The following is a 14836-nucleotide window of genomic DNA, read 5'->3' on the forward strand; positions in this document are numbered from 1 at the left end:
ACCTGACTAGGCCGCAACGGCTTTTTCTGCGGCCGCAGCGGGTTTGTGCTTTTTGGCCGTGGCGAAATACGAATACATAACAGGCACTACGTACAGAGTGAGGGCCGTAGCGAAAAACAGCCCGCCTACGACGCCAATGCCCATGGCCCGCCGGCTGAGCGCGCCCGCGCCGGTGGCAATGGCAATGGGCAGGATACCCAGGATAGCGCAGAGGCTCGTCATCAGAATAGGGCGGAAGCGGGCCGTGGCCCCCTCAATCAGCCCGGTCATGTAGTCCTTGCCATTTTCCACCTGCTGGTTGGCAAACTCCACGATGAGAATACCATTCTTGGTCACCAGCCCCACGAGCATGATGATACCGATTTGCGAGAACAGGTTGAGCGTCTGGTTGAAGTACCATAGGCTGAGCAGTGCGCCGGACAGGGCCAGCGGCACCGTGACCATGATAATGACCGGGTCGCGGAAGCTCTCAAACTGGGCTGCCAGCACCAGGTAAATCAAGACCAGCGCCAGCCCGAAGGCAAATACCAGGCTGCTGGAGCTTTCCTGGAAGTCGCGGGAAGCGCCGGCCAGCTCCGTTGAGAAGGTGTCGTCGAGGTTCTTGTCGGCAATGGCTTGCATGGCGGCAATACCGTCGCCGAGGGTGCGGCCGGGCGCCAGCGAAGCCGAGAAGGTGGCCGAGTTGTAGCGGTTGAAGCGGTAAAGCTGGGGCGGGGTGCTGCTTTCCTCCAGCCGAATCACGTTGTCTAGCTGAATCAGCTCCCCCTGGGCATTCTTCACCGAGAGCAGGCGCACATCCAGAGGCTGGCTGCGGTCTTCGCGGGCCACCTGTCCGATAATCTGGTATTGCTTGCCTTCCCGGATAAAGTAGCCGTAGCGCTGCCCGCTCAAGCCCGATTGCAAAGTCTGGCTGATGCTCTGCACCGATACGCCCAGGCTCTGGGCCTTTTCCCGGTCGATGTTTACGCGCAGCTCGGGCTTGTTGAACTTCAGGTTCACGTCTACGAACTGGAAAGTAGGATCCTGGCGGGCCGCATCCAGGAACTTGGGCACGGCCGTGCGCAGCTTGTCGAAATCCTGGGTCTGAATAACGAACTGCACCGGCAAGCCACCTCCTCCGCCCCCGATGCTCTGGTCCTGGCTCACGGAGGTGCGGGCCGCCGAGAGCTTTTTCACGCCCGCGCTGAGCTTATCGGCAATGGCGGGCTGGGGCAGAGGGCGGGCATCGGCTTCCAGCAGCAATACCCGGGCAATGCCCGAGTTTGCCCCACCCCCGAAGCCCGGCGACGTCACGGCAAACACGCTGCTCAAATTCTGCTTACCAGCCGAGTCCATGGCCATTTGGGTAAGCTGAGTCATGTAGGTATCCATGAACTCAAACGAGGCCCCCTCCGGACCAGTCGCGTTCAGGTTGATGCGGCTGCGGTCTTCCACCGGGGCCAGTTCCGAGGGAATGGCGCCCATGAAGTACCAGATACCTACGCCCGTGCCCGCCACCACCAGCCAGGCCAGCCACCGGTTGCGCAGGAAGGTTTCGAGGCTCTCCTTGTAGCCGCCAATCATCTTCTCGAAGAAGGGTTCGGTTTTGCGGTAAAACCAGTTGTGCTTTTCCTCGCGCTTGAGCAGCACGGAGCACATCATGGGCGTGAGCGTGAGCGACACAAACGCCGAAATCAGCACCGAGCCGGCCACCACAATCCCAAACTCCCGGAACAGCCGCCCGGTGATGCCCGTGAGAAACACCACCGGCAGAAACACCGCCGCCAGCACAATCGTGGTACTGACAACGGCCATCAGAATTTCCTCGGAGCCCTTAATGGCGGCCGTTTTGGGGTTCTCACCTTCCTCAATGCGGGAGTAGATATTTTCCAGCACCACAATGGCGTCGTCGACTACCAGGCCAATGGCTAGTACCACGGCCAGCAGCGTGAGCACGTTGATGGAGAAATCCATCAGGTACATCACGAAGAAGATGCCTACCAACGACACCGGAATGGCCACCACCGGGATGATGGTGGAGCGCCAGTCGCGCAGAAACAGGAAGATAATCACCACTACCAGCACGAAGGCCTCAATGATGGTGTGTTCCACCTCGTTGATAGACTTGCGGATAAAGACCGAGTTGTCGAAGCCCGGCCTTAACTCCAGGTCTTTGGGCAGGTCCTTGCCGTACTGCTCCAGGCGCTTGTTGAACTCGTCGGCAATGTCAATCTGGTTGGAGCCCGGCTGCGGAATAACGGCCAGGCCCACCATCGGTACGCCGTTTACTTTGAAGATGGTCTGGTCGTTTTCGGGGTAAAGCTCGGCGTAGCCGATGTCCGAAAGCCGCACCAGCGACGATTCGTCCTTACGAATAATCAGGTTGTTAAAATCCTCCACCGTGCTCAGGCGTCCCATGGTGCGGAGCGTAAGCTGGGTAGCCTGCCCCTGCACCGAGCCGCTGGGTAGCTCCACGTTTTCGCGGGTGAGGGCCTGCTGCACGTCCACGGGGCTCACGCTTAGGGCCGAGAGTTTCACCGGGTCCAGCCACAGGCGCATGGAGTACTTCCGCTCCCCGTACACCCGCACCTCCGACACGCCGGGAATGGTCTGCAGGCGCTCCTTAAGGGTGTTGTTGGCGTAGTCCGTCAGCTCCAGCAGCGTCCGTTTGTTGCTGCTCAGGTACGTCATCACAATGGGCTGGGAGTCGGCGTTGGCCTTGCTCACCACGGGAGGGTCAATGTCGCGCGGGAGGCGGCCCTGCGCGCCCGATACTTTGTCGCGCACGTCGTTGGCCGCCGTTTCCAGGTCGGCGTCGAGGTCAAACTCCACCGTAATCTGGGTGCGCCCGTCGCGGGAGTTGGAGGTCAGATTCTTGATACCCTGGATGCCGTTGAGGGCTTCTTCCAGGGGTTCGGTCACCTGGCCCTGCATCACATCGGCCGAGGCCCCGGTGTAGGAGGCCGATACGGTGATGATAGGCGGGTCCACGCTCGGATATTCCCGTACGCTCAGGTACCGAAACCCAATCACCCCGAAAATCACAATCACCAGGCTCATCACAATGGCGAGAACCGGGCGGTTGATACTGGTGGAGGATAAGCTCATGGTGTAGCAGTTAAATGGGGCAGGAGGCGTTGCGCGAAAGAAAACTTACCGGGGCAACACCTTCACAAAGCGGCGGGATTGGGGCTCGTAGCCCGCCCGCTGGTAAAAACGATGGGCGGCTTCCCGGGGGAAACCGCTAGTAACCTCAACGCGGCCGCAGCCCTCTTGCTGGAACTGGTGTTCGGCAGCGGCCAGGAGCTTAGCTCCAATTTGTTGGTTTCGGTAAGCGGCTAATACCCCAAGCGTCACGATGCGGCCATCGGGGGCTCGGTGCAAAAAAGGCGTGCGGTGCAAATGGACCATCCCAATCACCTGGGCCTGATATTCCGCTACCAACACTTGGTCGCCAGCCGCAGTAAGCTCATGGAGGCGGGTGCGAAGCAGCGCTGGAGCGGTAGGGTAGTCCAGCTCTGCTACTAAGTCGGCCAGTGCCTCGGCATCGGTGGAACTGGCTGGCCGAATGCTCACCTCAGACAAGGAAACGGGCGGAGTTGAGGAGGCCATAGTCAACTATTGGCTGTTAGGCTGAACCTTCACCGCATCACCCGGCTTCACCTGCAGAATGCCCGTGCGGATGACCGAGTCGCCCACGGCTAGGCCGTCAGTAATCTGGATAAGCCGGTCGGAGCGCACCCCAATCTTCACCTTCTTCGGTACCATCTTACCCTGCTGCACGGTGTACACACTGTAGCCGCTGGCTTCGGGAATGACGGCCTCGGTGGGCACCTGCAGGGCATCGGAGGTCTGGCTAAGCTGCAGGTTCACTTTCACGAAGGCGCCGGGGCGCAGCTCATTGTTAGTATTGGCGAAGCGGGCGCGCACGGTTTGGGTGCGGCTCACCGGGTCAATCTGCGGGTCGAGGGCATAGACTTTGGCTTCGTACTTTTTGTTAGAAGCCTCGTCGGTGATAGTAATAGGGTCGCCGGTGCGCACCAGGCTGGAGAAGCGGCTGGGCACCGTGAAGTTGATTTTCACGGGTTTCACGCGGGAAAGCGTGGTTATTTCAGCCCCGGGGCTCACGTAGGTGCCTACGGTGGCCGTCGTCAGGCCCAGCACCCCGGAAAAGGGGGCCCGCACGTAGGCTTTGGCCAGCGAAGCCCGCAGCGTCTGCAAGTCAGCCTGGGCCGTGAGCAGCTGGTTGTTGGCCTGCTCGTATTCCTGGGCGCTGATGTATTCCTTGTCGAGCAGGACGCGCTGGCGCTTTTCCTGGTCGCGGAACAGCTTAATGTTGTACTCCTGCTTGCGCAGGTTCGACTGTATCTCGTCGGCGTTGATGCTGAATAGCAACTGCCCTTTGCTCACAGGCTGCCCTTCCCGAATATTGAGGCTGGTAATCTTACCCGAAATTTCGCTTTTGATGACCACCGATTCCTCCGCCAGGATAGAACCCGTGGCCGCTACCTCATCGGCTAGGCTAGTGGCCTTCACTACGTACACCTGCACCGGCAGCTTCTGGCCGCTGCCCTTGCCGCCCGCCCCGCCGGGGCCACCTTTGCCCGGCGCACCGGCTGCCCCCTTGCCACCGCCGCCTCCACCTTTGCCCGCCTCAGCGGTCTGCGACGGAAAAAACTTGATTTTCACGAAGGCCAGCACCGCCACCACCGCCAGCGCCAGTAGCCACCAGCGCCACGCGCCGCCTTTGTGTTCTTCTTCCTGAATAGTGTCTTCTTGTTGCTGCGTCTGCATGTAATGTCGTAAAGTGCCCCCTGCCACCTGCTTACTGTCACCCGGGCCGGGTTCTCAAAACGCCGGCAGCCCTCTAAAAGTTAGGCGGGACGTAGATTCCTAAATGGGTAGACACCAAAAAAGCCTGCATGTTGCAGGCTTTTTGGTAAAAGGGCGGGGAAGTTACATGGCCCGCTGGTTGATATAGCTCTTGGCCAGGTCGTTGAGCTTGGTGTCGGTGAGCTGCTCTTCCTGGAGCGTTTGGCGCAGCAGGGAAGCGGCCTCCGTGTGGCCCAGGCGCTCGGCATAGTGCGCTGCCGTACCGTAGCCCGATATTTCGTAGTGCTCCACGCGCTGGGCAGCGGCAATCAGGGCCGCGTCTTTTACTTCGTCGGTAGCGTCTTCCGAAATGGTTTCTTTGCCCTCGGCTACCAGGCCCTGCATGGCCTTACACGTATGGCCCGAGAGGTCAATGTTCAGGCCCCGACCAATCTGCTCCAGGCGGCTTACCTGGTTCATCGTTTCCTGCAGGTGCTTTTCAAAGCCCTGGCGCAGGCGCGCATCCCGGGCTTCGCTGGCCATATCGGGCAGGGCTTTCACCAGTTGGGTTTCGGCGCTATATAGGTCTTTGAGTTGTTCTGTGAACAGGTCGTCGAGGCTTTTGAGTTTATTGAACATGGGTAGGAGAATAAGATGAAACAAGTAATGCAGCCGGAATTGGCTGCTTGCTGCCTTACTTACGCCCGTACTCCAGGGACAGTTGTTACGTTATTTTGGCCTTTCTTCCCGCCTAAGTTCTTAAGCTCCACTGTATGCTGAGCCCCGCTGCTGCCGACAAACACCGCAACTTTTTTCAGGATATACACGAGGTAGTGCGCCTGGTGCCACCCGGCCGCGTAACCACCTACGGCGCCATTGCGCACTACCTTGGTGCCCGGCACGGGGCCCGCATGGTGGGCTGGGCCATGATGGCGGCCCACACCGCCGATGCTTACGTGCCGGCCCACCGCGTCATCAACCGGCAGGGCCTGCTCACGGGGCGGCAGCACTACGCCACGCCCACGGCCATGCAGGAAGCCCTCGAAGCCGAAGGTATTCGGGTAGTGGATGACCAGGTGCAGAACTTCGATGCGCTGTTCTGGGACCCCAGCACGGAGCTAGGGTAGATTAGGCTAACGGTCAGGCCGCATTTTCTTGGTGTAAAAGATGCCCTCCTTAGCGGGTACTATCACCAGCGTTGGCTTGTCGGCCGCAGTTTTCTGCTTGATTTCCACGTAGGTAGTAGCCGTGAAATCGGGTGCAAACGAGAGGCAGGCTGTTCCTGTTTCGGGTAGGCACAGCTGTAGCTCTTTGGTTTTGCTGGTCCATGGAATACGCACAAACTGGCTGCCCGGCAGCTGGGTTAGTGCCTGCCCGTTGAGCTGCACCGCCACAGCGGAACCATTGCCGCGCCGGAAAAGCACTACTTGGGCAGTATCACCTTGCGATATGGCTTGCTGAACATGGGTATCCAGTACGCGACCCGTACGCAGGCTTAACGAGTAGGGGTGAGGTGGGCTGCTGGTGGCCGCACCGGCAATGGCCGCACCAGCCAGACCGCCCACTGCGGCTCCTACGGCTACCGCTTCGGCGTCGGCCGTGCTTGGCCCGGTGAACTGAAACGTCTGCCCGGCGCGCTCCAGCGGATACAAGTGGTTTCGATAACGGATATACGCTTGCTGGCCATCCGAAAATCCCCAGGCTTTATTGAGCTGTTTCTGCAGCGCCGGGTTGGAGGAAGTGACCTTTACCTCCTCCATACCCTGCCACCCTGCTCCCGTGCGGGGCTGGCGCACCAGCGTGAAGGGCACGCGGGCATCGGGCTGGTTGCTGCGAAAATCCTCGAAGGTGGCAAACATGCCCTGACCTGGAGCCGCCGTGAGCAGAATGGGGTAGGCGCGCAGCATGGTTTGATAATCGGCGGCAGCCAGGTAGTCGGCGGCTGAGAGCGGAGTGGCCGCGGCTATAGCGTCGGGCCAGTTAAGGTTCTGCAAGCGCAGGAGGGCTTGGCGGAAGCCAAAGGCTAGGTTATCGTCGTGCAGGCCGGTCGTTTCGAGGCCGCCTTTCCGGATGGTTTCGAGGTAGCGCACCAGTATCACGTACGAGCTGTCGGGCTGCTGCACGGCAAAATCGATATCAAACACGGCCAGGGCGTGTTCGGACGCGGCCCCAACTTCCTCTTCGATGGTGAGTTCATGCACGCGCACGATTACCGGCCGGGTGCTCGGTTGGGCCGGCAGTTGGGTGCTGAGCCAATGCGTAAGGCCTGCGGCCACGCCGCCCGTCAGGTTGGCCGGTACCGGCTGGTTGATCAGCCCCTGATGCACCCAGCCAATGCGGCTGCGGTCGGGGCGCAAATCCAGCACGCGGGCTATGTGAAACGTAGCAGCAGGCTAAGCTTTTGGTCATTGAGGCGCACCAGGAACGGATTGGTCTGGGCCGGGGCCCTCAGGGCCGCCAGAAGGAGGGTTATGACCAGAAGAAATTTCATACTCATGGAATGCTGCTGCCACCGTGGCCTTCGTCCGGGCAGGAGTGGATAAGAGATATAGAAGGAGGCTAACCGCCACAACGGAGTACTGGCGGTCAGCCAAAAATACGTCTCCGGCGGATGGTTTTTCGGCGGATCGGCCGGCATAGTGCAAAAACATCGGCCGGGCAGTACTAGGGGCTTCTCCTCAATCCCTTACCTTTGCAGCGCGCATAGCCGTTACCCCTCTGCTTATTGCATGAAACACACTGTACTTTCCCTATTACTGAGCCTGCTGACCATCCTGACGGCCGCGGCTCAGACGTATTCCATCAAAGGCCGCGTGCTCGATAAGCTCACCGGCGAATCCCTCCCCGGGGCTACCGTGCAGGTAACGGGCAATGGGGCTAACACCGGCGCCGGCGCCGACCCCGAGGGCAACTATCAGGTGCCGGGCCTCAAACCCGGCACGTACGTGGTGCGGGCCTCCTTTATCGGCTACAAAATGCTGGAGCAGCGCGTAACGGTGGGCAGCCAGAATGCCGTGGCTACGTTCCGTTTGGCCTCCGATAACGCTACGCTTAATGAAGTGCAGGTAATTGCCTCCGTGGCCGTGGAGCGCGAAACGCCCGTAGCCTACGCGGCCGTGAATGAGGTGAAGCTGCGCGAAACCCTGGCCGCCCGTGACCTGCCCATGATTCTGAACGAAACCCCGGGCGTGTACGCTACCCAGGGCGGCGGCGGCACGGGCGACTCCCGCATCAATGTGCGCGGCTTCGACCAGCGCAACGTGGCCGTGATGATCAACGGCGTACCCGTAAACGACATGGAAACCGGCCAGGTGTACTGGTCGAACTGGGACCTGGGCGACGTAACCAAGAGCCTGCAGGTACAGCGGGGCCTGTCGGCCGCCAAAATTGCCGTACCCTCGGTGGGGGGCACCATCAACGTACTCACCAAGGGCTTCGACGACAAGCGCAGTGCCTTGGCCCGCCTCGAAACCGGCTCCAACAACTACCGCAAAGCCTCGCTGATGCTGAGCAGCGGTAACCTGCCCGGCGACTGGGCCTTCACGGCCTACGGCTCGCGCCGCACCTCCGATGGTTGGGTGCAGCAGGCTTTCGACGATGCCTGGACGTACTTCGGCAATGCCAGCAAGCGCCTGGGCCGGCACCGCCTCTCGCTCACGGCCTTGGGCTCGCCCCAGAAGCACGGCACCCGCTCTTTCCAGTCGCTAGTAGGGTTGTACTCCGATGCCAAAGCCCGCGCGATTGGCGCCAAGCCCGTGGTCGGGGGTAACCGGGGCTTCGATTATAACCCCTACTGGGGCACGTTGCGCCGCTACGACCGCGACCCGGAAACCCGCACCGCCAGCAACCTGGGCAAGGAAGAGGTGCTGAACGAGCGTAGCAACTATTACCACAAGCCCCAGATCAACCTCAACGACTTCTGGCAGGTAAACGACCGGCTGTTCGTGACTGGCGTGGTGTATGCCTCTTATGGTAATGGGGGCGGGGTGAGCGGCCTAACTAGCACCAACTCCAGCTCCCTGGACGTACGCGACTACCAGACCGACTTCCAGGGCATCTACGACGAGAACGTGCGCAACCGCGACGTGGCGTCGATTGTAAAGGTGCCTGCTCCAACGCCCGATAATCCTAACGCTCAAAGGGAGGATACCACGTTTGACGCCGAAAGCCGCTCCAAGCAGTTCTTGGTCAACAACGTGAATAGTCACCGCTGGTACGGCTTTGTGCTGGGCGGCGACTATACTCTGCGCGAAAACCTCACGCTCTCGGCGGGGGTGGATGGGCGCCTCTACCGCGGCCTGCACTACCGCCAGGTGCGCGACCTGCTGGGTGGCACCTATGCCCTGAGCATCAACAACCGCAACGAAGACCCGGCCACCCGCCTGCGCGAGGGCGACAAGATCAGCTACAACTACGATGGCAAAACTCAGTGGCTGGGTGGCTACACGCAGCTGGAGTACAAAACCCCGGCGTTGTCGGCGGTGGTCAGCGGCACGGTTTCCCGCATCCGCTATAAGCGCATCGACTACTTCAAGGCCCGGCAAGTGACGGTGAACGGGCAGCAGTACGACGTAGGCTTCAACCAGACCCAGACCATCGACGGCCGTACCTATACCGCCGCCGACGGCAAGACGGCCGAAACCGACTGGGCTTCTTACCTGGGCTACAGCGTGAAGGCCGGGGCCAACTACAACCTCACGGAGCACAACAACGTGTTTGCCAACGTGGGCTACAACAGCAAGGTGCCCTTCTTCAACCTGGTATATACCAACCAGGGCCGCCTCTACGACAATGTGAAGCCCGAGGGCATCACTAGCATCGAACTGGGCTACGGCATCAGCTACCCCAGCATGAAGGCGACGCTGAACGCTTACTACACGCTGTGGGCCAACAAAACCACGAACTCGGTTACCAACTCCTCCGGCAGCATTGTGTATAACACGGTGCGCAACGTCAATGCTCAGCACATGGGCATTGAGATGAGCGTAGCCCAGGAAATCAGCCGCAGCTTGCAGCTGAACGCGGCCATTGCCCTAGGCGACTGGCGCTGGACGGGCAAAGGGGTGCTGGTGCAGACCAACGAAGCCGGCGACTTTATTAACCCCAGCGAGCCGGAACAGCCCGTGTACCTGGAAGGCGTGCACGTGGGCGACGCGGCCCAGAACCAGTTCCAGCTGGGCTTGCGCTACGAGCCCGTGAAGCGTTTGTACGTACGCCCTTCCTTTCTGCTGTTCTCCAAGTATTTCGCGTCCTTCAACCCCGAAACCATCGTAATTGAGAGCAGCCGTACCGACTCCTACCGCCTGCCCACTTCCTACAACCTGGACTTTCATATGGGCTACGATCTGCCGCCCCTGCGCCAGGGGAAAATGAAGCTGGGCTTCAAAGCCTCGGTGCTCAACGTGCTGAACCAGTTTTACTTCACCGACGTCTCCAACCGCAACAGCGCCAACGTAATCGACCCGAACCTGACGCAGGCCTTCTTCAACCGGGGCCGCACGTTTACGGTGGGGATGTTTGTAGAGCTGTAAGCTGCCTTAGGCTAAACGCAGCAAGGCCCGGTTTCCAAAGGGAACCGGGCCTTGCTGCGTTTACGGGGTAAGCCGGAAATGTTAGCCCACCACCGCGCAAAAGGATTCTCCGGTGTGCGCGGCTTCGATGGCGCCCCGCACTTCGTCGGGGTTGGCATTTTTAAGCAGGTAGCCATGGGCTCCTTCCGAGCGGAGCTGCTCGATAAGTTCGGGCTCGTCGTGCATGGAAATAATCACAATCCGTACCTGGGGGTACTGGGCCCGTAGCAGACGGGTAGTCTGCAGTCCGTCGAGCACCGGCATCTGCAGATCCATCAACACGACATCGGGCGGAATGGACAAGGCATCAATGCATTCGAGCAGTTCTTGTCCGTCGCTGGCTTCAAAAAGCACCTCCACGTTGGAAAATCCTTCTAGCAAGGCCCGTAGTCCTTTGCGGAACAGCAGGTGGTCGTCGACCAGGGCCAAACGGATGAGGGAAGCAGAAAAGGTCATATACGGAACGCAGGAGAGAGAAAAAAGCCAGGCAATATAGCGTTGTTTTAATATAAAAGCCGCCTTAGGTAGCTGCAAAGTAAGGGACCGGGAAAGATATCCAGACCTGCGTGCCGGCCCCAGGTGTAGACTGGTGGCGGAGTGTGCCTTGCAGCAGTTCAATGCGGCTGCGCATATTGGTAAGGCCAAGCCCGGTGCGCGTTTCGGGCGGGGGCGGCGTCTCCGATTGGATAGGGTCAAAGCCTACCCCATCGTCGGTGTAGGAGATGAGTACCCGGTTGGGGGCAAATGAAACCTGTAGGTGAATCTGGGCGGCTTTGGCGTGGCGCAGCCCGTTGCCGAGCAGTTCCTGCACAATGCGGTAAATAGCTAGTTCCTGCACGGCATTGAGGCCAGTAGGCTGCCCATGCAGCTGCAGCTCTACGCAGGTGCTGCCCGCCGGCACGGCCCGCGCCAACGACTGTAGAGCGAAGGCTAGACCAAACTTCACCAGGGCCGCGGGCAACAGGTTACGGGAAATGCGGCGTACCTCGCCAATAGCCTGGTCGAGCAGGGCCGTCATGTCCCGGGTTTGCTCGTGCATTTCCAGGGCCGTGAGGTGGAGTTTCACAATGGCCAGGGTGGTGCCTACTTCATCGTGCAGGTCGGAGGCTATGCGGCGGCGTTCTTCTTCCTGGGCCAGCAGAGCCGCTTCCAGGGCCTGGCGCTGGGCCGTTTCGCGCACGGAGCGCAGGTGGTCCTGCTGGCGCATCAGGCGCCGCTGGTGGCGCACCATAAACGCGGCTATGCTCAGGGCCAGGAGCAGGATAATGGGTATAAGAATAGCCGCTAACCGGAGAGCATCCATGCAGGAGGAAAGGCAACCAGGCTGACTGGCCTAGCTGGTAAGATAATTAATAGGACACCCTTACTCTTTCATCTTGCCGGCCGCAGTTGCGGTATGCCCACGTAAGCAGGACATAGCTAAGCAGTGTAACACTGGAAGAAACCAGCCCAAATACCGGCATAAGATATTTCCTGGTACTAGCGGCATGAACATCAATATTCAGTGAATTCATCAGAATATCCATTATCAGCGTGCCTGCAAAGAACAGAATAGTGTAGATGGTTACCCAGAACATAGGGTTGTGCTCTACCCGGCTTACAGGCAGTTCTACCAGAAGCTGTTCCAGATAGATGATGCTCAAGCCTAAAACAATTAGGCTTTCAGTAACCTGCGTAATGGTGTTGGGTTTATAGTTGGCAAATGGATTTAAATAAAAGGAATCCAGTAGGGCTAAAGCTACCAGCACGGGAACTAACAGCCGGATGACTTTGCAAATCTGTTTATTATGAATGGCATAGTAGAACACCAGTAAGTGTCCCAACCCGTGGAAGTTACTCTGGAGGTGAAACAACGGCCAAGTAGACAGATTTGGATTTGTCTTAAAGCCGAAAAGCCGAACAAGCGTCGGTAAAGCCAACAAGAAGCAGTTAGTTTCCACCACTACCAGCACCCAGAACAGTACTTGCAGCGGCTTGGTCCAGTAAGCGCGCCGTTGCCAGGCTAGCCACAAAGGAATAAGTAGCGCTACCTGACAAACCCAATACAGGGTATTACCCAGCGTAACAAGCCATTCTGGAAGTACAATATCCATTAGCAGTTCAGCACGCAGTTCACGCCCTGACTGGGTGGTTGCGGTAAACCTGAATCGGCTACAATGCGGCCACCTAGCATATCGTTTTGGTTGGCATCGGCACCCACCAGCACCAGTTTGGGTACTCCGGCTGAATCCTGCCCGTAATAGATACGGATGCCTACGCAGCCCGACTGGCTAAGAAGCCGTTGTAGAATGTTCTTGCCAAAGAAATACGCCGTTATTTCATCGGGGTGTTCGGCCCGGTAGTTTGCGGTCCAGCCGGCGGCCGTAGTAACTTCAATTGGGCCACCTTCAGCTCCTGTAAAAGCCATAATTAGGAGAGTAAATTGTGAAAAAATCGGTCTGGGCAGTAGACCAGTGTTTCAAATATAGAGGTTGAGGCATGCATTACAAGCTCAACTGGGGCTTGCCTGCTGCCGCCCTGCGCCCGGCTACTCAAATAGGCGCGGGCTCAGGCCCGCGCGGGGTGCTGCCGGCGTTGGTTTCGAAGTTGCCTCCGGGGCCACCGGCTCCCCGGTTGGCTCCCAGTCGGGCTCCTCATCCAGGTCGTCAAACACCCGGTCAATGGCAGTTTCGGCAGCGCGCAGCTTTTGCTTGCACAGGCGAATGAGCTCGGAGGAGCGCTGCACCTTGGTCGTCAGCTCATCTACGTCCACGGTATCAGTTTCGAGGGCCCGCAGAATGGCTTCCAACTCAGCAATGGCGTGGCGGTAAGTGGCGTCGGTGGTCATACAACTACAAAAAGACAAGGCTAAAAATACAAACTCCGGAGCGGGAAGCTAGCGGCGCGGCTTAGGTACTGGCACCGGAGTCGGGCAGCACCCGGACGGCCACCTGCACTCCGGCCTGATGCAGGTGCAGAATGGTACCCGCAGAAGGCACGGGGTGCAAGGAAATGGGGGCCCCAGCGGGTGAATGTACCCGTAGCATGGCGGCGGCCTGATACTGCCGCTGCTCGGCCAGGGCCAATTGATAACCAAGCTGCAGCACAAGGCGCTGGGTGCTTAGCTGCAGCTGGTAGCGGCGGCGCAGCAGCTGCTCCCGCCGCCGTAGGTGCACGTGCCGAAAACGGTGGGCCAGCTCCCGGCCCAGCTGCCGGAGCTGCTGCTGCTGGCGCCGGGCCGCTTGGTGCGCCGCCCGCCGAAGGGCGCGGATGTGTGTGCTCAGGTCGGCGTGGGCTTGCTGTACTTGCTGGTGGGCTGCCTGAGACACAAGGCGCTGGAGCGTGTCCAGCTGCGCTTGCTGCTGCCGGGAGGTGCCTTTTGCCGCGTGGCGGAGCTGGTGGGCCAGCGTCAGGAGCCGGGACTCGTGACCCTGCCGCTGCGCCAGGGCCAGCTCCCGGATGCGCCCCCCGTACCCGTCCAGCACCGCGTCGAGGCGGGCCAGGCGCTCCGTCAGAAACACGGCTACGGCAGTGGGCGTTTTCAGGGCAAGGTGGGCGGCCAGGTCTACCACGGCTTCGTCCCGCTCGTGGCCAATGCCGGTGAGCACGGGCAGGGGAAAAGAGCCAATGGCGGCCGCCAGCCCATAATCGTCAAAGGCTAGCAAGTCGGTTTTAGAGCCTCCGCCCCGAATCAGGAGCACGGCATCAAACTGGGCGCGGCGGCGCCGGATCTGCGTGAGCGCGCCCAGGATGCTGGTCGGCGAATCGGTGCCCTGCATGGTAGCCGGGAACAGGCTCACGCTGAAGTCGTAGGGGCTTTCCCCGAGCTGCTCCAGAAAATCCTGCCAGCCCGCGGCCGTGGGCGAGGAGATAACCGCCAGCCGCTGCGGCGCCAGGGCCAGCGGCAGTTCCTTTTGCCGCTGCAGCAAGCCTTGGGCCTCCAGCTTGGCAATAGCCTCTTGCCGCTGCCGGGCCAAATCTCCCACCGTGTAGGTAGGGTCGATGGCCAGCACATCCAGGCTCAGGCCGTATTGTTCATGGAACTTCACGCTCACCCGCACCAGCACGCGCAGCCCGGGACGAAGCGTCTGGCCGGTTTGCTGCTCAAACTGGGGGCCCAGCTGCTCAAATCGTGCCGCCCAGATGGTGGCGCGGGCCTGGGCCTTGAGCTGGGCTCCCCGGGTGGTCTGGCTTTGGTCGGTGAGGGTGAGGTAGCAGTGCCCGCTGCCGAAGCGCGGCAGCGTGAGTTCGGCAATTTCGCCGGCCACCCAGTAGGCATCCGGAAACGACATCGTCAGGGAGTCGCGCACGCGCCGGAGTAGTTCGGCCAGCCCCATAGGAGCAGGGCGCTGGGAAGGAAGTCCGGCCTCTGAGCGGCGGTTGTACAACGGAGCCATAAGCAGGCCGCAAGGTACGCATTTGACTACGGGCAGAATACAACTTGCCAGGAAATACGCCGTCAGCAAACAGGGTAGCCCGTTCAGCTGTTAGGCTAC

13 protein-coding genes are annotated in these 14836 nt (G+C 60.0%); 2 read left to right on the forward strand and 11 right to left on the reverse strand.

The window, feature by feature from the left end; translation table 11 throughout:
• Positions 1-6: 6 nt before the first annotated feature.
• From HER32_RS15920 to HER32_RS15935, 4 genes are all read right to left on the reverse strand, one after another.
• Entirely contained in the window at positions 7-3087 is a 3081-nt protein-coding gene (locus tag HER32_RS15920; protein ID WP_168682573.1) for an efflux RND transporter permease subunit, read from the reverse strand.
• A 45-nt stretch (positions 3088-3132) separates the two neighbouring features.
• The gene (locus HER32_RS15925) at positions 3133-3591 is read right to left on the reverse strand and encodes a GNAT family N-acetyltransferase (RefSeq protein ID WP_168682574.1); all 459 of its coding nucleotides are present in this window, start codon (positions 3589-3591) and stop codon (positions 3133-3135) included.
• Positions 3592-3597: 6 nt separating this feature from the next.
• Complete coding sequence (locus HER32_RS15930) at positions 3598-4773, reverse strand: efflux RND transporter periplasmic adaptor subunit (RefSeq protein WP_168682575.1); 1176 nt, start codon at positions 4771-4773, stop codon at positions 3598-3600.
• A gap of 162 nt (positions 4774-4935) precedes the next feature.
• Positions 4936-5430, reverse strand: coding sequence for a ferritin-like domain-containing protein (locus HER32_RS15935; RefSeq protein WP_168682576.1), 495 nt, complete (start codon positions 5428-5430; stop codon positions 4936-4938).
• Between the two features lie 134 nt (positions 5431-5564).
• On the opposite strand from HER32_RS15935, the gene HER32_RS15940 reads away from it, so the two are divergent.
• A complete protein-coding gene (locus tag HER32_RS15940) occupies positions 5565-5918 on the forward strand; it encodes an MGMT family protein (RefSeq protein ID WP_168682577.1) in 354 nt (117 codons plus the stop codon).
• A 6-nt stretch (positions 5919-5924) separates the two neighbouring features.
• On the opposite strand, the gene HER32_RS15945 is transcribed toward HER32_RS15940, so the two are convergent.
• The gene (locus HER32_RS15945) at positions 5925-7157 is read right to left on the reverse strand and encodes a hypothetical protein (RefSeq protein ID WP_168682578.1); all 1233 of its coding nucleotides are present in this window, start codon (positions 7155-7157) and stop codon (positions 5925-5927) included.
• A gap of 363 nt (positions 7158-7520) precedes the next feature.
• Between HER32_RS15945 and HER32_RS15950 the strand changes: the two genes are divergently transcribed.
• Entirely contained in the window at positions 7521-10322 is a 2802-nt protein-coding gene (locus HER32_RS15950; protein ID WP_168682579.1) for a TonB-dependent receptor, read from the forward strand.
• An 81-nt stretch (positions 10323-10403) separates the two neighbouring features.
• Here the strand turns inward: HER32_RS15950 and HER32_RS15955 are convergent, their stop codons facing one another.
• The 6 genes from HER32_RS15955 to xseA all read right to left on the reverse strand — a co-directional run bounded on the left by HER32_RS15955 (position 10404) and on the right by xseA (position 14737).
• Positions 10404-10817 (reverse strand): response regulator transcription factor, encoded by a 414-nt coding sequence (locus HER32_RS15955; protein WP_168682580.1) that lies wholly within the window; start codon positions 10815-10817, stop codon positions 10404-10406.
• Positions 10818-10881: 64 nt separating this feature from the next.
• Complete coding sequence (locus HER32_RS15960; RefSeq protein ID WP_168682581.1) at positions 10882-11664, reverse strand: sensor histidine kinase; 783 nt, start codon at positions 11662-11664, stop codon at positions 10882-10884.
• A 46-nt stretch (positions 11665-11710) separates the two neighbouring features.
• Complete coding sequence (locus HER32_RS15965) at positions 11711-12454, reverse strand: hypothetical protein (RefSeq protein ID WP_168682582.1); 744 nt, start codon at positions 12452-12454, stop codon at positions 11711-11713.
• Entirely contained in the window at positions 12454-12768 is a 315-nt protein-coding gene (locus HER32_RS15970) for a hypothetical protein (protein ID WP_149070028.1), read from the reverse strand. The genes HER32_RS15965 and HER32_RS15970 overlap by 1 nt, the downstream gene beginning before the upstream one ends.
• Before the next feature lie 120 nt (positions 12769-12888).
• A complete protein-coding gene (gene xseB, locus HER32_RS15975) occupies positions 12889-13188 on the reverse strand; it encodes an exodeoxyribonuclease VII small subunit (RefSeq protein ID WP_149070027.1) in 300 nt (99 codons plus the stop codon).
• Between the two features lie 61 nt (positions 13189-13249).
• Positions 13250-14737, reverse strand: a complete 1488-nt coding sequence (gene xseA, locus HER32_RS15980; RefSeq protein WP_168682583.1) for an exodeoxyribonuclease VII large subunit — start codon at positions 14735-14737, stop codon at positions 13250-13252.
• Between the last annotated feature and the right edge of the window lie 99 nt (positions 14738-14836).

This window comes from Hymenobacter sp. BT18, assembly GCF_012273015.1.
GTDB classification, from domain to species: Bacteria; Bacteroidota; Bacteroidia; order Cytophagales; family Hymenobacteraceae; genus Hymenobacter; species Hymenobacter lutimineralis.

Coding starts and splice junctions, on each gene's coding strand:
- HER32_RS15925 (WP_168682574.1), bottom strand. CDS start 3,591: ATGGCCTCCTCAACTCCGCCCGTTTCCTTGTCTGAGGTGAGCATTCGG.
- HER32_RS15940 (WP_168682577.1), top strand. CDS start 5,565: ATGCTGAGCCCCGCTGCTGCCGACAAACACCGCAACTTTTTTCAGGAT.
- HER32_RS15955 (WP_168682580.1), bottom strand. CDS start 10,817: ATGACCTTTTCTGCTTCCCTCATCCGTTTGGCCCTGGTCGACGACCAC.
- HER32_RS15965 (WP_168682582.1), bottom strand. CDS start 12,454: ATGGATATTGTACTTCCAGAATGGCTTGTTACGCTGGGTAATACCCTG.
- HER32_RS15930 (WP_168682575.1), bottom strand. CDS start 4,773: ATGCAGACGCAGCAACAAGAAGACACTATTCAGGAAGAAGAACACAAA.
- xseB (WP_149070027.1), bottom strand. CDS start 13,188: ATGACCACCGACGCCACTTACCGCCACGCCATTGCTGAGTTGGAAGCC.
- HER32_RS15960 (WP_168682581.1), bottom strand. CDS start 11,664: ATGGATGCTCTCCGGTTAGCGGCTATTCTTATACCCATTATCCTGCTC.
- HER32_RS15935 (WP_168682576.1), bottom strand. CDS start 5,430: ATGTTCAATAAACTCAAAAGCCTCGACGACCTGTTCACAGAACAACTC.
- HER32_RS15950 (WP_168682579.1), top strand. CDS start 7,521: ATGAAACACACTGTACTTTCCCTATTACTGAGCCTGCTGACCATCCTG.
- HER32_RS15970 (WP_149070028.1), bottom strand. CDS start 12,768: ATGGCTTTTACAGGAGCTGAAGGTGGCCCAATTGAAGTTACTACGGCC.
- HER32_RS15920 (WP_168682573.1), bottom strand. CDS start 3,087: ATGAGCTTATCCTCCACCAGTATCAACCGCCCGGTTCTCGCCATTGTG.
- xseA (WP_168682583.1), bottom strand. CDS start 14,737: ATGGCTCCGTTGTACAACCGCCGCTCAGAGGCCGGACTTCCTTCCCAG.